Below are 19,197 nucleotides of genomic sequence, written 5' to 3' on the forward strand. Positions count from 1 at the left end.
CCGACCGGAATAACAGGACTAACCGGAGAAACGGGACCGACCGGAATAACAGGAGCAACCGGAATAACGGGGTCGATCGGAGAAACGGGACCAACTGGAGAAACCGGATCAATAGGGATAACGGGACCGACGGGAGCAACAGGGATAACAGGAGCAAAAGGACCAACTGGAGAAACGGGAGCAACAGGTCCTACTGGGGGCATTGGTCCTATAACCACAACCAATTTGTTATATTACACTTTTGCAGATGGAGAGAAACTTATATATACAGATGCTGACGGGATACCTCAATATGGTACAACGAATATTTTGTCTCCTAGTGAAGTTTCTTATATTAATTTGTTTGTTAACGGAATACTGCAACCACAACCATTATATGAAGTGAGTGCTGGTAAATTAACTTTATTGGATACGCAACCACCATCGCAAGGATCTTCAATTATATTACAATTTATCATTATTAATTAAAAGGACAGTTCCTTAATGAAAAGGAATCTGTCCTTTTTGTTTTATATTTGAATAGTTAAAATTAAGTGAAGGTACATTCAATTTCTAGCTGTTATAAATGGTTGAATGATAGGAATTTTAACTTCAATCCTTTTCATAGTGTATTGGAATAAAATATAAAATGAATTTTTCAATATAGTATATGAGAGTTCTCTATAATACAAACGGCTTCATGTTTAAAAAAGAGAACACAATCTTAGTAAAGAAATAAGGTATATTTATATGAAAAAAATGGCACTGTTAATTGTTGAGTATATTCAAATTAATATGTGTATTTAAACCTAAGAGATAAACGTGGAAAAATAAAATAAACTCTTAAGTTTAGGTATTTAATCTAAGCAGTCAATTATTAAAAACATATAATTAATATGTGAGTCATGAACATAATTAAATAGCGTTTGCAAGTTTAATTATATTTCATGTTTCCTATTTTAAGTCAATATATAACACATACTCTTTTACAACTTTATGATCCTTATAATAGGAAAAACTCAAATATAAAACAAGTAAGGAGGACATAAATGACAAGTAATAATTGTTTCGGTCATAACCACTGCAATAATCCGATTGTTTTCACTCCAGATTGCTGTAACAATCCACAAACAGTTCCAATTACTAGTGAGCAATTAGGTAGATTAATTACTTTACTAAACTCTTTAATTTCGGCTATTGCAGCGTTTTTTGCAAATCCAAGTGATGCAAACAGATTAGCTTTACTCAATTTGTTTACTCAACTATTGAACTTACTAAATGAATTAGCACCTTCTCCAGAAGGGAATTTCTTAAAACAATTAATTCAAAGTATTATTAATTTACTACAATCTCCTAACCCAAATCTAAGTCAATTACTTTCTTTATTACAACAATTCTACAGTGCTCTTGCACCATTCTTCTTCTCTTTAATTATTGACCCTGCAAGCTTACAACTTTTATTAAACTTATTAACTCAATTAATTGGTGCTACTCCAGGAGGCGGCCCAACAGGTCCAACAGGTCCAACAGGTCCAGGAGGCGGAGCAACAGGAGCAACAGGAGCAACTGGTGCAACAGGAGCAACAGGTCCAACAGGAGCAGGAGTAACAGGAGTAACAGGAGCAACAGGAGCAACAGGAGCAACAGGTCCAACGGGAGCGACAGGTCCAACAGGAGCAACAGGAGCAACAGGCCCAACAGGAGCAACAGGATCAACAGGTCCATCAGGAGTAACAGGAGCAACAGGCCTAACAGGAGCAACAGGAGCAACAGGTCCAACAGGAGCAACAGGTCCAACAGGAGCAACAGGAGCAACAGGCCCAACAGGAGCAACAGGATCAACAGGTCCATCAGGAGTAACAGGAGCAACAGGCCTAACAGGAGCAACAGGAGCAACAGGTCCAACAGGAGCAACAGGTCCAACAGGAGCAACAGGTCCAACGGGAGCAACAGGCTTAACTGGTGCAACAGGAGCAACTGGTGGCGGAGCTATTATTCCATTTGCTTCAGGTACAACACCATCTGCGTTAGTTAACGCGTTAATAGCTAATACAGGAACTCTTCTTGGATTTGGATTTAGTCAGCCTGGTGTAGCTTTAACTGGTGGAACAAGTATCACATTAGCATTAGGTGTAGGTGATTATGCATTTGTAGCACCACGCGCAGGGGTTATTACGTCATTAGCTGGTTTCTTTAGTGCAACAGCTGCTTTAGCTCCATTATCACCTGTTCAAGTGCAAATACAAATATTAACTGCACCTGCAGCAAGCAATACGTTTACAGTACAAGGCGCACCTCTTTTATTAACACCAGCATTTGCCGCAATAGCGATTGGTTCTACAGCATCAGGAATCATTGCTGAAGCTATTCCAGTAGCGGCTGGAGATAAAATACTACTGTATGTTTCATTAACAGCAGCAAGTCCAATAGCTGCAGTTGCTGGATTTGTAAGTGCAGGTATTAATATCGTTTAATTTGTTACAATGTTTAGTAGGAAATTAAACAGGGGTTTGTATATAGTCCTTCCTAATAAATTTAGGAAGGACTATATTTTTTGAGGAAATAAGTAATAAATCAATTGAACAATTACTCTTTATTAAGTTCGTATAAAAAAGTATAATTTACCCTTTCTCATTTAAGGCATAAGTTATGTAACTTTAAAAATTTCCGACCAGCAAAAAAAGATGAATTCTTTTAAAAAAGAATTCATCCATAAAATAAACTATTTATTTTTATTACAGTTACATCCTTTTTTCTTTACATAGCCTTGCTCGGCTAAGTCTCTTTGCGATTGGGAATTGGAAGATTGAGAATTGGAAGATTGAGAGGATGCTGAAGAGCTACTATTTTTATTATAAGAGTAGTTTTTTCGATAGTTATAATTACTCATAGTACTATCACCTCCAATTTAATATATAAATATTATATGTATGTACACTATCAATTGTTACTATTATTAATAGGAAGAGAACATACAATAAAAAAATCTCCTCGGTATTTTCCTAGGAGATAAATGATGATTCTTTTAAAAATTTACAAATTAATAGCCCCAGTAAAGAGGAAAGTAATAAGAATCTTGGGGATACGGATTATGTTGTTGAGGGAGGGGCTGGGTTGGGTAATTTTTCATTCCACGGTTTTGATTGCAGTTTGCCGGAGGGCCAATAACAGTAGTTGATTGAATAGGAGAAACCGCTTGTTTCCATTGTTGTTCATTGAGGCAGTAAGTATGGGCCATCATATGAGCCGGAGTTAATCTTAAAATATCAGAACCGAAAATAACTTCTGGCGCTGGGGCATTGAAAATAGCTAATAAATGAGTATTATCAGCTGTAGCAATTTCATAATGCCACCACGCTTGTGGAATGTTGGCAACTTGCCCCGGTTTTATCGGTAAGTTTAATATTTGATTCGTAAATGGATTAAGTAAAGAAACAACAGCAGACCCTGAAATACAATAAACAAGTTCAGCTGCATTTTGATGAATATGTGGTTCTACAACATTTCCTGTACTTAAATAAATATCTAATAAAGAAGTATTTTCTAAAGTGTTTAATTGTTTAATACCAAGTACATTTATATAATTTTGGGCATCTTTCCGAAAAAAATTACTTTTATTTACATCATAAGTAAAATTGGTTGAGGGGGAGGTATAGTCGATGTTGGCAGTCAATTGTATTACCCGCCTTTCTATAGGTAAGTTAGGTTACAAAATTAGGATATGTGTCTAGTCTTTGTTTTGTGCTGTTGTCGGTAGCTTAATAAATTCACTTATTCCATAAAGAATAAAGTATAAAGATTAAACTATATTCGTATTCCCATTCATACTTTGGATTGATGGAAAAAAGTAATGAAAATGTTAATTTAAAAGTACATCAATCATTTATAAGGAGTGAATGTTCATGTCATTTAGTGAAATGATTAGAAATGAAGTACTCAGCTGGGCGGGTGTTTCTGAAAAACCGCATCGATTTGGTGGTATTGAAATAAATTATGGTAAGAAAGAACTTGGCCATCTTCATGGTGATAAATTAGCTGATTTACCATTTCCGAAGTTAAAGCGAGATGAATTAGTGAAGCAAGGATTGGTAAAACCACATCACGTATTACCTGAATCAGGATGGATCAGTTATTATATAAAGAGTGAAGAGGATATTCCATTTGCAATTGAGTTATTTCGTATGCAATATGACCGAATTAAAAAGTAATGAAATAAAGTAGGGTAATAAAAATTTATTTTCATGTCACATCCCTCCTTAATCGTTCGTCTTGTATGTAGAACGATAAGGAGGGATTTTATTATGAATACATTTGATGTAGCAATTGTTGGCGGTGGGCTTGCTGGATTAACAGCATCTATATATTTAGCGAAAGCTGGAAAGAAAGTGATTGTATTAGAAAAATCCAGTCAATTCGGTGGCCGAGGGATGACTATAAATAAAAATGGAATCTGCATGAATCTTGGTGCACATGCTTTATATAGAGGCGGGGCAGCGTTTATAACTTTTAATGAGCTCGGTTTGAATCTTCCAGGTGGAATACCATCTACAAAAGCACATGGAATATGGAAAGGGGATATATTCACCATCCCAACAGATTTTCGCTCAATTTTATCAACACCACTACTTTCGTGGTCTGCAAAAGTACAATTCTCACGTCTTATGATTCGTTTAGGAAATTTAGATGTAGGAGAAGTTCCGAAAATGAGTCTAACTACATGGGCAGAAAATGAAATAAAAGATCCAATGGTTCGTAATATATTTTATGCGCTATGCCGGACAACAACATATACGTTTGCTCCTACAATACAATTAGCATCATCTGTACTAAAGCAAATACAGCTTTCTATAAAAGAAGGAGTGCTTTATGTAGATGGTGGTTGGGAGACGATAATAACAAAATTAAGAGATTTAGCGAATGATGTCGGGGTAAAATTTTTGGCTAAAAAGCATGTTTTGGAAATAGAGCATTATGAAGATAAACAAAGAATACATTGTGTTGATGATGAGGTTTTTGCAGTAGATACAGTCATCGTGACGACTCCGCCAAAAGAGGCTTGTAAAATAATAAAAGGTGCAGAAGGAACAAGTTTGCATAGATGGAATGAACAATCGGTACCGGTTACTGTTGCTGCATTAGATATTGGCTTGAGACAATTACCCAATCCTACACATCAATTTGTATTAGGATTAGATCAACCTATATTTTTCACAAATCAATCGAGAGCAGCTAAATTAAGTGAAGATGGATCAATTGCAGTGAGTCTAATTAAGTACCATAATCCTATGCTAGAGATGAATCATATTCATGAAGATAAAGAACAGTTGGAAAGTACGATGGAGTTGTTACATCCAAATTGGAAAAGAGAAGTTGTTGCACAGCAATATTTACCGAAAATAACAGTAGTACATGATTTTCCTCATATTGACCGTGTTGAAAAGCCGGGTCCTAATATACCTGAAATGCCAGGTGTTTATGTTGCAGGAGATTGGGCAGGGCATGATGAAATATTAGCTGATGCTGCGGTAGCAAGCGGGAAACGAGCAGCGTTACACATTTTAAAGCAATATGGAAGTGAGGCAGTTCATCATGGAAACGGAGCAGTTATATGAAGCGTATCAACCATTATTATTTTCGTTAGCATACAGAATCCTTGGGAGTGTTATGGATGCTGAGGATATCGTTCAGGATGTATTTATCTCGCTAAATAATATAGAAGATCCTCAATCTATAGAAAATATGAAAGCATATTTATGTAAGATGGCGACAAATCGTTCAATTGATAAATTACGATCGGCAGCGCATAAACGTAACGTGTATGTAGGGATGTGGTTACCAGAGCCACTTGTAGACGAGAGTGATGAGCCATCAAAGTCATTTATAATGAAAGAATCCCTTTCCACCGCATATTTATTACTTTTACAACAACTATCTGAGGTAGAAAGGATTGTTTTCATATTAAGAGAGGTTTTCAGTTATGAATACGAAGAAATAGCTTCAATTGTTGATAAGAGTAGTGTGAACTGCAGGAAGATCTTTCAACGTGCACGAAAAAGCATTTTGGAGAAACCGAAGCAATCAAAATTAAGCACGGAGAAAATGGCTTCTTATGTTGAAAAGTTTGTATCATCATTACAGTGTGGGGATGCGGAAGGTATGTTAGAAGTATTAAAAACAGATGCTATACTCAAAGCTGATGGTGGTGGTAAAGTTACGACTGCGATTAATCCGATTTATTCTGCGGATCGAATTATACGTTTGTTCTTTGGGATTGCACAACGATTGACAGAAGAGTACACTGTTGATTTCAAAATGGTAAATGGTATACCAGGAGTTATAGTTACAATAAATAATAAAGTAACGTATGTTCTTTCGTTTGCATTTGAGGATGAGAAAATTTCAAATATTTATATGATGGTTAATCCTGAAAAACTTATGCATTTAAATGTAAAAATATAAAAAAGCGCATTTCTTCAGAAATGCGTTTTTTATTATTTTTCTAACATTTCAAGAGGTACATCTTTTTCGCCCGCTACCTCAAATTTAATTTCCCCGTCTTCTTCATAAATACGTGTAATAATCGGTATAGTAATCATTAATTTTTTATGCTGTTTTCGTTTTCGAGCAGCATCTAAGCTAATCACGTTCATTTGTAAGCATCCTTTCTTCTGGAAATATATAAACAAAGAAAATGCGTCCGAAAAGGGCGCTTAATTGAATTTGAAATACCGATTCATTTAAATGGGGTTTATATAATTTAATAACTGCAATTTTAATATGAAATAATATGAATGGAATAATTGCACGTAGAAATTAACTTTACCAAAAAACGAAACAATATGCTATAAAAAATTATAAATCTTTGTCATATAACAGGAAAAAGGTTTTTGTTTCGCATATAATAAAAAATAGACGGGCAGCAAGAGCTTTTTCATCATATTGCTTGGAAAGGCGATGAAAAGAATGGATACAGTAGATTCATTATTATTGCAACTTGAACAATATGGAGAAGAGCATGATCGAAATAAAAAAACAAGGGAAGAAAAACTACGGAATGTTTCTCGTGAGATGGGGCAATTTTTATCAATTTTAGTAAAAGGGTGTAATGCAAAAAATATCTTGGAAATTGGAACTTCTAATGGTTATTCTACATTGTGGTTAGCTAATGCGGTAGAAGAAACAAATGGAAATGTAACAACTGTAGAGCTTTCTTCAGAACGAGTTGGAGAGGCACTTGTCAATTTTGAAAAGGCAAACCTGTTACAAAGAATCGATATTCATAATCAAGAAGCAGGGGCATTTTTAGATTCCCAATTAGATCATTCATTTGATTTTATTTTCCTAGATTCAGAGCGCACGCAATACATGTGGTGGTTTGAGCATATAAAACGTATGTTACAACCAAAAGGTTTTCTTGTTGTTGATAATGCAACTTCTCATGCGAGTGAATTAGATGAGTTTATAAAAATGATTGAAGAAGATGATACGTTTGAAACGGTGTTATTAGCGTTTCAAAAGGGAGCATTTGTAGCTCGCAAAAATAAATAGAAGTGAGTGTAATAGAATTATCACATTGAAAACGGGTGAATGTCAAAAGATTGAGTGTAGCACGATTGAAAGAACGTAAATTATTTAGGAAATATATGAAGAATCCGCCTTCAGCATGTTGTTCTCTAGGTCTTAAGTCTGAGGAAAATTATGTTGATTACAGGTATACTTATAGTAAGAAACAGGGAATGACTGCATAAATAGGCATTTCTAAAAAAGTCGATTTCAAGCAGTCAGAATGTATATGAAATACGATATAATTGATGAAATATAGTGCATATAAATTCGCACATATAAATAAAGGAGCGATTTTGTTGACTGAACTCGAGAAAAAAGAACCTGTATCCATTGTGAAAGATAATAATGTAGAAGTAGTAGTTGATACAGTTATACAAGATGCAGAATTAGAGGAACTAAATAAAGAAGCTGATCTTTATGTACAAAAATTAAATAGCGAGCAAAATACAGATTTATCAAAAGTATTGTCTCAGCTAGGAGATTTAGGGGATAAAGAGCAACAAGCAGCAGGACAAACGTTATCAGCTTTAAAACGCCCTGTAACAGCGATGATGAATGGGAAAAATGAAGAAATTCCAAATACATTGTTAGAATTAAGAAAAGTGGTATCAGAGCTTGATCCCAATTCACTTAAAGCAAGTGGTATGAAGAAAATAATGTTTAAAGTATTCAAGAAAAATCCACTTGAAACATACGTGCATAAATACCAATCTATAGATAAACAAATCGAGGAAATTATTAGATCCCTTCTAATTGGTCGTGATAACTTACAAGAGGATACAGTTGGTCTTGAAATGTTAAAAGAACAATCGCACGATAAAATTCATGCTCTTGATAAACAAGTATACTTAGGGAAAAAGCTTGCTGGCATGCTTGAAGCTGAGAAACAAAACCCAGAGCGTCAAAGGGATATTCCGTTAATTAACGATGCATTAGAAAAGATACTTGTACGTACACGTAATATGCAGCAAGCGAAAAGTGTATTATTACAATCTATAGCTTCTGTAGACATCATTAAGAAAAATAATGAAAAATTAACAGAGGCAATACGTAATGCGATTACGATGACACAAAACGTTGTAACAGTTTCAGCTGCTATTCAGCTTGCATTAACGAATCAACGGAAAACAATTGATGCCGTAAATGCGACGAATGAAGCAATTGAATCGATGGTATTAAGTAATTCTCAAGCGTTAAAACAAAATACAGAAGAAACGACGAAATTGCTTGAAAACCCTGCTATTAGCATGGATAAATTACGTGAATCATTCCAAAATGTGTTCGCTGCAATTGAAGCATCTGAAAAATCGTCAGAACGTATTATTGAGTCAAGCAAGAAGTTCGTTATTGAACTAGACACATTTAATGATGAGATGAAGCAGAAACTCATTCAGCGTCCAAGGAAATAACGGATTATTAGAGGAGGTGAACAAATGAGTTTCATTCAAACAGTACTATTACTACTTGGTACATTGCTTTTAATAGCATTTACTGTCGTTGTTTTAGTCGTATACTTCGGGCGGAAACTGTATTTTTCATGGACGAAGCCATATAAAAGAGCGCAAGATTCTCTAGATAAGATATCAAACAAATCAATACCGTTTCTACAAGAATTTACACAACATCCACTGTTTTATCGCTGGATTCGCACCGAAGGAAAGAAAGAACAAAATACATTAAATACTCTATTTTGTGCATCAGGTCAACGTACGAGAGAGCAAGTCTTCTCGATGTTACCGAAAGAAAAGCAGAAAAAAGTGCATGTAATGGCAAAAACTACGAAAAAGCTTACGAATGAAGATATTGATGTGGCTGCGATGAAAGTGAAAGATTTCTTAAGACAAGAAACGCAGCAAACTGTAAAACCGACAGACTTATCATTTTACAAATTGTATTTTTATGACCGTTATCCAGACGCATTAAATACAATTCAAGCGTATAAACGCTCAATAAATCCTTCATTACAAAGAACGGTTGATGATATTACAATTTCGGTATTAAATGCACTTCCGTACTATCAAGAGCAACGCATGTTTGAACAACAACATAAACTTGAAACATTCTTAATGAAAGATTTAACGGCCATGTTATCGTTGGTAGTACAATTACCACCTTCACAAAGACCAGAGAAGGAAGAAGAACTGAAGATCTACTTGGAAAATTTCAAAAAAGAAATGGAAGTAGTAGAGCGAGATATTCGCGACTCGATTGATCACGATTTAAATGTGAAGATGAGGGCAGCGACTGAGAAGTTTAAGAATAAATAACAAAAAGCGCCTTAAAAGCTAAATATCACAGCTTTAAGGCGCTTTTTTTATGAGGTTTTATTTTGCTCTAACGGTAGTATGACTAGAAGCCACACTTTCATTATGCAATCGATCAACTGCAGTTACGACATACGTATACGTTTCTCCAGAAATAGCGGTTTTATCTACATAAATTTCTCCAAGTTTTGTTTTTCTTACAGTAGTAAGTAAATTTTTGGGATTTTGTATATCCACTTCATTTTTCCCATTCACGCGGTAAATAGCGTAATAAGCAGAATCATTATCTCTATTGTCAATGATACCGATTGCAATACCTTCATCTCTTGGAATGGCGCCTTTTAAAGTCGGCTGTTTTGGTGGATCATGATCAAGCCAAGGCATAGGCGGGATTAATGCAGGATGTTTATATATGTTTTTTGAAAGTCTATCTTTAACTCCGAGTGGATTGTTATTAATATCTTTTAAGCTAAAATGCATACTACCTTTTATATCAGGATATAGCCGGTTTAATGCAATTTGTTTTGGATATTCTTCTGGATCAGACCAAGCAGGGACGGAGTTATTATTAATTTTATAGGCCGCTTGACCGATGTATAGGTGAAGCGGTTTGTTATTTGTTTCTTTAACCCACCAATCTACTAATATGTCATATGCAGCTGGGGTGAAACCTATATTCCAATATATTTGCGGTGTAATGTAGTCAATATATCCTTTTTGTATCCACTCACGTGTGTCAGCATAAAGGTCATCATAGTTTCTTTGGCCTGCGGTTGTGTTAGAGCCAGTGGGATCGTCAGCTATATTTCGCCATACGCCGAACGGACTAATGCCAAACTTTACATATGATTTTTCTTGTTTTATAGCAGTATTTAAATCTTTTACAAGTTCATTTACATTATTACGTCGCCAATCTTCTATATTTGTAAATCTACCATTATTATATGTTTCGTATGTTTTCTGATCTGGAAATTCTTCACCGGCTACTTTATATGGGTAAAAATAATCATCCATATGCAGCGCATCAATATCGTAATTTTGTACGATTTCTAAAGCGCCTTCTGTTATAAATTTTTTCACTTCCGGAATACCGGGATTGTAATATAACTTTCCGCCATAAGTGACAACCCAATCGGGATGTTGCCTTGCAGGGTGATTATTTGATAATCGATTTATATCGGTGTGATTCATCGTTATTCGGTATGGGTTAATCCAAGCGTGGAATTCTATATTTCTTTTATGAGTTTCTTCAATCATAAATGCGAGCGGGTCATAACCAGGATCTTTTCCTTGTGTTCCTGTAATGTATTCAGACCAAGGACCGTAATTTGAAGGATAGAAAGCATCAGCGGTTGGTTTAATTTGTACAACAACTGCATTCATACCAGTGCTTTTTACATCGTCTAATAATCTTATAAATTCTTGTTTCTGTTTTTCAATGGGTAAGCCAGTTTTTGAGGGCCAATCAATATTCAGAACAGATGCAATCCATACAGCACGTAATTCATGTTTTTTGTACGTAGTATTTACTTCAGCATAAGTAAAGTGAGGGGGAATGAAAGAGAAAGGGATGAACAAGATGACGATACAACATATCATTAATAAACGTTTAACGATCATTTATACGCCTCCCTATCATATGATTATTTAAAATAATATATGAGGCGAGGTTGACTTTGCAATAGAGAAAATTGCATATTGAAACATTAATTTAATAGGAAAAATATTTTTAATGAAATTTACTTTCATTATAACTAAATTCATTTACTACTTCATATGCTTGTTAGTAAAGTGAAACTTCCTTTCATTTGAAGGGTAATAAATTATAAGTATAGGAGGATTAATAAATGAAAGTTTTGTTCGTCTGTTCTGGAGGAATGTCCAGTGCAATTGTTGTAAACGCTTTAAAAAAAGAAGCGGAGAAAAATGGTGTGAACATGGAAGTGCATGCAATTGGAACGAATGAGGTAGAGGAAGAAGTAAAGAATGGCTGGGATGTCGTAATGGTGGCACCTCAAATAAGACACCGATTTGACTCTGTAAAAAAATTTGCAGAGGAGGAATCTATTCCGTGTGGCATCATACCGCCGCAAGCATACACACCGCTTGGTGGCCCGACTTTATTAAAAACTGTAAATGAATTAATAAGTTAGGGGGAAACGTTATGAATAAGTTTGTCACGTTTCTTGATAAAAACTTATCTGGACCGATGGCAAGGCTTTCTGAGCAGAGACATTTACAAGCAATCCGTGATGGAGTTATTTCGGCGTTACCATTTATTATAGTAGGAAGCTTCTTTTTAATAGTAGCATTTCCACCACTGCCGAAAGATAGTTTCATATCAGTTTGGGCATTAAAGAATCAAACAAGTATATTGATACCATATCGTTTAACCATGTTTATTATGTCCTTATATATCGCATTTGGAATAGGATATAATTTAGCGAAAAGTTATAAATTAGATGCTTTATCAGGAGCACAGCTCGCGGTATGTTCACTACTTTTAACATTAACGCCTGAGTTAATTGATAAAAAAGGATTCATGCTTCCGATGACAAATCTCGGAGGTCATGGATTATTTGTGACGATGATTGTTTCTATTTTATCCGTAGAGATTTTAAGATTTTGTAAGAAGAAAAATGTAATGATTAAAATGCCAGAACAAGTACCGCCATCTGTATCGCGTTCATTTGAAGCACTTATACCTGCAGCATTCGTTATTATTATAATGAGTCTAGTAACTGTCGTTTTTAGCATTGATTTACACCATGTTGTTGATAAATTAGCAGCACCATTAGTAAAAGCTGGGGATAGTTACTTCGGTGTAATGATTCCAGTGTTTTTAATTACGTTTTTTTGGTCATTCGGAATCCATGGTGTGTCGGTTGTTGGAACTGTTGCTCGGCCATTATGGGAAGTATACCTAGGGAAAAATGGTGAAGCAGTTGCTAGTGGAGCAGATCAGTTGCCATTTATTTCACCAGAGCCGTTATATCAATGGTTTATATGGATTGGCGGTTCTGGTGCGACGTTAGGGCTTGTATTAGCTATGATTATATTTGGTCGATCGAAATATTCGAAAGCATTATCAAGAACTTGTATTGTTCCGGGTATTTTTAATATTAATGAACCAGTCATATTCGGATTACCGATTGTACTAAATCCAATTTTAATTATCCCATTTATCATTACACCACTTGTAACAGCAACTGTTGCATATTCAGCAACTGCGATGGGATTTGTAACACCAACGCATATTATGCCGCCATGGACATTACCTGCTCCAATTGGTGCATATTTAGCAACAGGTGGAGATTGGCGTGCGATTGTATTAGTATTTATAAATATAGCAATATCGTTCCTTATTTATTTACCATTCTTTAAAATGTACGACAAAAATATGCTTGAAATTGAAAAGAATGGTGACGGGGAATCTGTTAATCCTTAATCTGCACGCTGTTATTTTGAGTGATAGACTTTTTGTCTATCACTTCTTTCACATTAAAACTAGAAAGGGGGAAATAGAATGAATATAAAATTTAGTTATAAAGGCGTATTTTTATTATTATTTGGAGTGATTTGTGCAAATTTACTTTTTGTCCCTTTATTAGGCATGCTAAATCTATCACAAATGCATAGTATATGGCTCGTTACAAGTATTGCGGCAAGCGTTTTGCTTACGGTAGTTGTTTCTTTCATTGATGGATCGTTTGCATCGAAAGCTCAGTTGTTTTTTAGATTTATATTGTTTTCGATTGGTTGTACGTTCGTTACTTACATGATTGTTTTTTAGTAAATAGGAGGTCATGCACGTTATGTATATTGCAGGGGTAATGTCTGGTACTTCATTAGATGGAATAGATGTAGCGCTCGTTCATATAGAAGGAAGTGGTGTAGATTCTAAAATCGAACTCATCCATTTTACTACTGTTCCATTTTGTAATGATATGAAAAATGAGATCCAACAAGCGTTATCAATTGAAACTTCGAATGTCCAACTTATATGTAGTTTAAATTTTAAACTTGGTTTATGCTTCGCCAATGCTGTAAAGGAAGTTTGTAAAGAGGCCAATTTTCCTTTGAGACAATTAGATTTAATAGGCTCTCACGGACAAACGATTTATCATCAGCCAAAGCAAGAAGGTAATATTCTTTCTTCAACTTTGCAAATTGGGGAACCAGCAGTAATAGCGTATGAAACGAATACGACAGTTATTTCTAATTTTCGAACGATGGACATGGCAGCTGGAGGACAAGGTGCACCACTTGTACCATATTCAGAGATTATTTTATATCGTCACCAAACTAAAAATAGACTACTACAAAATATCGGCGGGATTGGTAATGTGACTGTAATACCAAGTCAACTAAGTGAGAAGAGCGTTATAGCATTTGATACAGGTCCAGGTAATATGGTAATGGATGAAGTATGCCAAAGGTTATTTCAGTTGTCATATGATCAAAATGGTAAGATTGCAAAACAGGGGGTAGTTGTAGAAGAAATTTTGACATATTGTATGAATCACCCATTTTTGAAAATAAATCCACCGAAATCAACTGGTAGAGAACAGTTTGGAGAAGCGTTTGTGACTGAATTATTGAATCGATTTGAAAAGCATAGTAGAGAAAATATATTGGCAACTGTCACGATGTTTACAGCAAGTTCAATTGTTCATCATTATCAGGAATTTATTTTTCCGTATTATGAAATCGATGAAGTAATTTTAGGCGGGGGCGGAAGTTATAATCGTACACTTGTTGAAATGATACGATTTGGATTAAAGGAAGAAAAATGCAAAATATTTATTCAAGAAAATTTAGGCTATTCCTCAGCGGCGAAAGAAGCGATCGCCTTTGCGGTTTTAGCAAACGAAACGTATTATCGTAATCCGAGTAATGTGCCGAGCGCAACAGGTGCTAAGAATTCCGTGGTTTTAGGGAATGTAACATTCCCTCCAATATGTAAATGAAAATGAGGCGAACATATGAAGTATATGATCGGAGTAGATGGCGGGGGAACGAAGACAGAGGCAATTGCATTTGATCAAAATGGAAATGAAGTTGTAAGAGGTATGAGCAGATTTGGAAATGTATTAATAGATTTTGATGAGGCACTTTTGCATATTATGGAAGCAATTGATCAATGCCAGAAGAGTTTAATAAATGGGCATTGCGTTTGTGTTTGTTTAGGGTTAGCCGGCATAAGTGGCGCGAATACAAATGAATTAACATTACGTTTAAAAAAGAAATACGGAACAGAAATTGAAATTTTTAATGATGCAATGATTGCGCATGCAGCTGCTTTAAAAGGTAAGGATGGAATATTAACTATAGGTGGTACAGGGGCAATTTGTATCGGAAAGAAAGGAGAAGTGTATGAGTATAGCGGTGGATGGGGACATATTTTAGGTGATGAGGGGAGCGGATATTGGATTGCATTACAAGCTTTAAAGAAAATGGCAATTCAATTCGATCAAGGAATCAGTCTTTGTCCATTGAGTTTGAATATTCAAAGTCAGTTTCAACTGTTGACACCGTCTCATATAAAAAGCTTAGTATATACTTCTTCTAAAGATAAAATTGCAGCAATCGCGCCATTAGTTATTCAGGCAGCGAGAAATGGCAATGATTATGCGCATGAAATTATAATGCGAGCTGGAAAGGAATTAGCAAGAATTACGGTAGATGTTTATAACAAGATGCAATTTAAGCGCTCAACTCCAATTGCAGTAAGTGGCAGTATATTGCGTTTAGTTCCTGAAATATTTGCTGCATTTAAGAAATGCTGTGAAGAAAGTATTAAAGAAATTGTATTTGTATCACAAGCAGAAATGGCAGTGAAAGGAACATATTATTTAATGAGGGATATATATTTTTAAAAATAGCGTATGAGAATTTTTGTATGATTTGTAAAAATATGATATTAAAATGTATAAAGGGATGTATGTTAAAACGTACAATATACGTAGTAATTGAATATTGTATATGTAATCCCATGTAGAAAGTGAATGATTACATGATTAATAGTATGCAGTTTTTATATTTGATGGCTTCTTATTTAATTGGAAACATCTTGACCGCTTATATAGTAACAAAATTGAGACATAACGTTGATATTAGGGGTGAAGGAAGCGGAAATCCTGGTGCAAGAAATATGGGGCGCGTATATGGAAAAGGGTATTTCATCGCTACATTTTTAGGGGATGCGATTAAAGGGGCAATCGTTGTTACTGTTGCAAAATATCTTTTTGAAGATCCTACATTCGTAATGTTAACATTATTGGCCGTTATTATTGGACATATTTACCCAGTTTTATTTAAAGGTAAGGGCGGTAAAGGTATTTCAACATTTATTGGAGGATTAATCGCATTTGATTATTTGATAGCGCTTACCCTCATAGGCATTTTTATTGTATTTTATTTAATATTTAAAGGATTTACGAAGCCAGGACTAATTACGATTGCTTGTTTACCAATTTGTATGATTTTTTATTCTTATTCTATTGTTACGACTATTTTAAGTGGAATGATTATTGTACTTATTCTATATGTAAATCGAGAATAAAATAAATGTTTAATAAGTGGGGATAATCTCCACTTATCATTTTTTATTAAATAGATAAAGGAGATAAGGCATGGGGTTAATTTATAAAGTTGCTGATCAAGATTGGGAATTTGAAAGTATACATAAATTAAATTATAAAACTTTTGTAGAAGAGATTCCGCAACATGAAGAAACGAAAGACCGGTTTCGTATAGATCGGTTTCATGAAGAAAATACATATTTAATTTGTTTAGATGAGGATAGATTAGTAGGTATGGTCGCGGTGCGGGGAAAACGACCATTCTCGTTAGATTATAAAATTTCAAATTTAGATGTTTATTTGCAAGAGCATGGAGAAAAAGTGTATGAAATTCGTTTACTTTCAGTAGAACGTGAATATAGGAATGGAAGAGCGTTATTAGGATTAATTCGTTTTCTACATCGTTATTTGCTTCTAAATGGATATGAATTGGCACTCATTTCTGCAACAACACGTGAACTAGCTTTATATGAGCAAATGGGATTCAAATCTTTCCATACGTTAGTTGGTACAGAAGAAGCAGCCTTCCAGCCAATGTATGTTACCCCTGCTATGTTTGAAGAATCGAGTGTTGGAAGTATTATGACGAAAGAATACACGTTTTTACCTGGTCCAGTAGATATTGAAGAGAATGTTCGAAAGGCATTTTCTACGCGGCCTATTTCGCATCGCTCTAAGTCATTTCAAGTGACGATGGACAATGTGAAAAAACGGTTACTTCACATGACAAAAGCAAAACATGTACAGCTTATGTTAGGAACAGGGACGTTAGCAAATGATGCAATTGCTTTGCAACTACGTTCTTTAAAAGGGAAAGGACTAGTATTAACAAATGGAGAATTTGGAAATAGATTAGTTGGGCATGCAAAACGAGCACAATTACATTTTGATACGTATAAAAAGGAAATGGGAGAGCCGTTTATTTATAACGAATTAGAAGAAATAATGACAACCGGAAATTATGAATGGCTTTGGTTTGTTCATCATGAAACATCTAATGGAATGTTAAACGATTTAAACGAGCTAAATACTCTTTGTAACGAGAATCAAATGAAACTATGTGTAGATTGCATAAGCTCAATTGGAGCAATACCAATAGACTTGAAGGATGTGTATTTTGCAAGTGGTGTTAGCGGTAAAGCGATTAAATCATATACAGGAATTTCTTTCATTTTTCATAACCACATTGTAAAAATAAACGAGGCTGTGCCGGCTTATATGGACATTGGTATGTATGAAGAAAATGAAAGCATTCCATACTCACAATCATGGAATTTAATTTATGCATTGCAAGAAGCGTTGAAGAGATTTGAAGATGAAAAGGCATTTGTAAAAATTAAAGAGACATACGATTATGTTGAAGAAGTTATTACTGATATGGGGTTAAAGCTTGTTTCACCTAAAGAACATGCCGCGAAAATTATATTTACAATTCAATTAAGCGAAGGTCAGTCTTCTAAAACGGTAGGTGATGCGTTAGCTTTACAAGGATATATTGTCCATTATGAATCAGCGTATTTACAAAAGAATAACTGGATCCAAATTGCATGCCTGAATCATTATAAAGAACGTGATATGAAGAGGATGTTAAATTGTTTGCAAATGTGTTTATTTCAGAGTGGGGTACATATATAAAGACTTTTTCTTTTCGTATAAAGGAGCTACGACTTACGAAAACTTAGGAATAGAACATTGGAAGAGGTGTAAGTATGATAACTAGAAAACTACCATTACATATAGACGATATTAAAAAAGCTCACAAGATTCTAGATAGAAATGCTCGTAAAACGCCATTAGTAAAATCTTTTTACTTGACTAGTAAAACGGGCGGAGAAATTCATTTGAAATTAGAAAATATGCAATTAACGGGTTCTTTTAAATTCCGTGGCGCATTTAATAAAATGTCGCGGCTCACGGATCAAGAAAAAGAAAAAGGTGTAATTGCATGTTCAGCAGGTAATCATGCACAAGGAGTTGCATTATCTGCTCATTTACTCGGTATTAAGAGTAAAATTGTTATGCCAATTTCTGCACCGCAGGCGAAAGTTGAAGCAACTAGAGGATATGGATCTGAAGTGATTTTACATGGTGAAACCTTTGATGATGCAAAGGCAAAATGTGAAGAAATTATAAGGGAAACAGGTGAGACATACTTACATCCATATGATGATGTAGAGGTAATGGCTGGTCAAGGTACAATTGGATTAGATATTCTTGATGATATGTGGGATGTAGATACTGTTATTGTACCAATAGGTGGAGGCGGAATTATTTCTGGTATTTCTGTAGCATTAAAATCTTTTAATCCATCGATTAATATAATTGGTGTCCAAGCAGATAATGTTCATGGAATGAAGGCATCTTACGATAAAGGAGCAATCGTAGAACATTATGAGGCACCTACTATTGCAGATGGTTGCGCAGTTAAAATACCAGGGGAATTAACATTTGAAATTGTAAAAGAATTAGTAGATGATATTGTAACTGTATCAGAAAAAGAACTGGAAGTAGCGATGAAAGATTTATTACAACGTGGGAAAGCTGTTGTAGAAGGTGCAGGTGCATTAGCAACTGCTGCACTTCTTGCAGGAACAGTTGATAGTTATATAAAAGGGAAAAAAGTAGTAGCTGTTATATCCGGTGGGAACGTGGACTTACAGCGCATATCAAGTGTATGTGAGCACTTTTTTGTCGCTAATGAAGTGAAATAGTTTTATAAAAGAAGAGCTAAGAGAAATGATCTTAGCTCTTACTTTTTGTCTACCGTTTACTGTAAGTATCAATAATTTTGCTGTTTAATGAAT

At 34.9% G+C, this 19,197-nt stretch carries 19 protein-coding genes; 16 read left to right on the forward strand and 3 right to left on the reverse strand.

Translation table 11 applies throughout. The annotated features are described in order from the left end of the window. Together BUA87_RS03235 and BUA87_RS03240 are read left to right on the forward strand one after the other, a co-directional pair. A partial coding sequence (locus BUA87_RS03235) for a DUF4183 domain-containing protein (RefSeq protein ID WP_072938403.1) occupies window positions 1-468 on the forward strand: 468 nt, incomplete at its 5' end. Window positions 469-1,028: 560 nt separating this feature from the next. Then, on the forward strand, window positions 1,029-2,453 hold the full coding sequence (locus BUA87_RS03240; protein ID WP_072938405.1) for an exosporium glycoprotein BclB-related protein: 1,425 nt from the start codon (window positions 1,029-1,031) through the stop codon (window positions 2,451-2,453). Window positions 2,454-3,019: 566 nt separating this feature from the next. Here the strand turns inward: BUA87_RS03240 and BUA87_RS03245 are convergent. Continuing rightward, window positions 3,020-3,652, reverse strand: a complete 633-nt coding sequence (locus BUA87_RS03245; protein WP_000126322.1) for a cupin domain-containing protein — start codon at window positions 3,650-3,652, stop codon at window positions 3,020-3,022. Between the two features lie 229 nt (window positions 3,653-3,881). Here BUA87_RS03245 and BUA87_RS03250 point away from each other — a divergent pair, with 229 nt between their 5' ends. The 3 genes from BUA87_RS03250 to BUA87_RS03260 all read left to right on the forward strand — a co-directional run bounded on the left by BUA87_RS03250 (window position 3,882) and on the right by BUA87_RS03260 (window position 6,438). Further along, a complete protein-coding gene (locus BUA87_RS03250) occupies window positions 3,882-4,187 on the forward strand; it encodes a luciferase domain-containing protein (protein WP_000010317.1) in 306 nt (101 codons plus the stop codon). A 93-nt stretch (window positions 4,188-4,280) separates the two neighbouring features. Further along, on the forward strand, window positions 4,281-5,591 hold the full coding sequence (locus BUA87_RS03255) for a phytoene desaturase family protein (protein ID WP_016512854.1): 1,311 nt from the start codon (window positions 4,281-4,283) through the stop codon (window positions 5,589-5,591). Further along, window positions 5,569-6,438, forward strand: a complete 870-nt coding sequence (locus tag BUA87_RS03260) for a sigma-70 family RNA polymerase sigma factor (RefSeq protein ID WP_000447145.1) — start codon at window positions 5,569-5,571, stop codon at window positions 6,436-6,438. The genes BUA87_RS03255 and BUA87_RS03260 overlap by 23 nt, the downstream gene beginning before the upstream one ends. Before the next feature lie 32 nt (window positions 6,439-6,470). Here the strand turns inward: BUA87_RS03260 and BUA87_RS31160 are convergent, their stop codons facing one another. Continuing rightward, window positions 6,471-6,629: a hypothetical protein gene (locus tag BUA87_RS31160; RefSeq protein ID WP_001100984.1), complete on the reverse strand. Its 159-nt coding sequence runs from the start codon at window positions 6,627-6,629 to the stop codon at window positions 6,471-6,473. Between the two features lie 304 nt (window positions 6,630-6,933). Here BUA87_RS31160 and BUA87_RS03265 point away from each other — a divergent pair, with 304 nt between their 5' ends. The 3 genes from BUA87_RS03265 to BUA87_RS03275 all read left to right on the forward strand — a co-directional run bounded on the left by BUA87_RS03265 (window position 6,934) and on the right by BUA87_RS03275 (window position 9,812). Further along, window positions 6,934-7,527, forward strand: coding sequence for an O-methyltransferase (locus tag BUA87_RS03265; protein WP_002094007.1), 594 nt, complete (start codon window positions 6,934-6,936; stop codon window positions 7,525-7,527). A gap of 314 nt (window positions 7,528-7,841) precedes the next feature. After that, the gene (locus BUA87_RS03270) at window positions 7,842-8,954 is read left to right on the forward strand and encodes a toxic anion resistance protein (RefSeq protein WP_000137412.1); all 1,113 of its coding nucleotides are present in this window, start codon (window positions 7,842-7,844) and stop codon (window positions 8,952-8,954) included. A gap of 24 nt (window positions 8,955-8,978) precedes the next feature. Beyond that, window positions 8,979-9,812 carry a DUF3974 domain-containing protein gene (locus BUA87_RS03275; RefSeq protein WP_000008372.1) on the forward strand — a complete coding sequence of 278 codons (834 nt, stop codon included), beginning with the start codon at window positions 8,979-8,981 and terminating at the stop codon, window positions 9,810-9,812. 57 nt (window positions 9,813-9,869) lie between these two features. Here BUA87_RS03275 and BUA87_RS03280 read toward each other — a convergent pair whose 3' ends face one another. Next, complete coding sequence (locus BUA87_RS03280) at window positions 9,870-11,429, reverse strand: glycoside hydrolase family 10-like protein (protein ID WP_016512853.1); 1,560 nt, start codon at window positions 11,427-11,429, stop codon at window positions 9,870-9,872. A 227-nt stretch (window positions 11,430-11,656) separates the two neighbouring features. Here BUA87_RS03280 and BUA87_RS03285 point away from each other — a divergent pair, with 227 nt between their 5' ends. The 8 genes from BUA87_RS03285 (at window position 11,657) to tdcB (ending at window position 19,104) form a co-directional block, all read left to right on the forward strand. After that, window positions 11,657-11,962 carry a PTS sugar transporter subunit IIB gene (locus BUA87_RS03285; protein ID WP_000865907.1) on the forward strand — a complete coding sequence of 102 codons (306 nt, stop codon included), beginning with the start codon at window positions 11,657-11,659 and terminating at the stop codon, window positions 11,960-11,962. 11 nt (window positions 11,963-11,973) lie between these two features. Further along, window positions 11,974-13,257: a PTS sugar transporter subunit IIC gene (locus BUA87_RS03290; protein WP_001032277.1), complete on the forward strand. Its 1,284-nt coding sequence runs from the start codon at window positions 11,974-11,976 to the stop codon at window positions 13,255-13,257. 78 nt (window positions 13,258-13,335) lie between these two features. Next, the gene (locus tag BUA87_RS03295; RefSeq protein ID WP_001021963.1) at window positions 13,336-13,602 is read left to right on the forward strand and encodes a hypothetical protein; all 267 of its coding nucleotides are present in this window, start codon (window positions 13,336-13,338) and stop codon (window positions 13,600-13,602) included. 22 nt (window positions 13,603-13,624) lie between these two features. Continuing rightward, window positions 13,625-14,779, forward strand: a complete 1,155-nt coding sequence (gene anmK, locus BUA87_RS03300) for an anhydro-N-acetylmuramic acid kinase AnmK (protein WP_044307164.1) — start codon at window positions 13,625-13,627, stop codon at window positions 14,777-14,779. A 15-nt stretch (window positions 14,780-14,794) separates the two neighbouring features. After that, window positions 14,795-15,688, forward strand: coding sequence for a BadF/BadG/BcrA/BcrD ATPase family protein (locus tag BUA87_RS03305; protein ID WP_000876626.1), 894 nt, complete (start codon window positions 14,795-14,797; stop codon window positions 15,686-15,688). A gap of 137 nt (window positions 15,689-15,825) precedes the next feature. Next, window positions 15,826-16,374 (forward strand): glycerol-3-phosphate 1-O-acyltransferase PlsY, encoded by a 549-nt coding sequence (gene plsY, locus BUA87_RS03310; RefSeq protein WP_000610838.1) that lies wholly within the window; start codon window positions 15,826-15,828, stop codon window positions 16,372-16,374. Window positions 16,375-16,444: 70 nt separating this feature from the next. Beyond that, window positions 16,445-18,028 carry an aminotransferase class V-fold PLP-dependent enzyme gene (locus BUA87_RS03315; RefSeq protein ID WP_072938408.1) on the forward strand — a complete coding sequence of 528 codons (1,584 nt, stop codon included), beginning with the start codon at window positions 16,445-16,447 and terminating at the stop codon, window positions 18,026-18,028. Window positions 18,029-18,102: 74 nt separating this feature from the next. After that, window positions 18,103-19,104, forward strand: a complete 1,002-nt coding sequence (gene tdcB, locus BUA87_RS03320; RefSeq protein ID WP_000632954.1) for a bifunctional threonine ammonia-lyase/L-serine ammonia-lyase TdcB — start codon at window positions 18,103-18,105, stop codon at window positions 19,102-19,104. The last annotated feature ends 93 nt before the right edge of the window (window positions 19,105-19,197 follow it).

The sequence above is a fragment of the Bacillus sp. bc15 genome, from assembly GCF_900142585.1.
GTDB classification, from domain to species: Bacteria; Bacillota; Bacilli; order Bacillales; family Bacillaceae_G; genus Bacillus_A; species Bacillus_A cereus.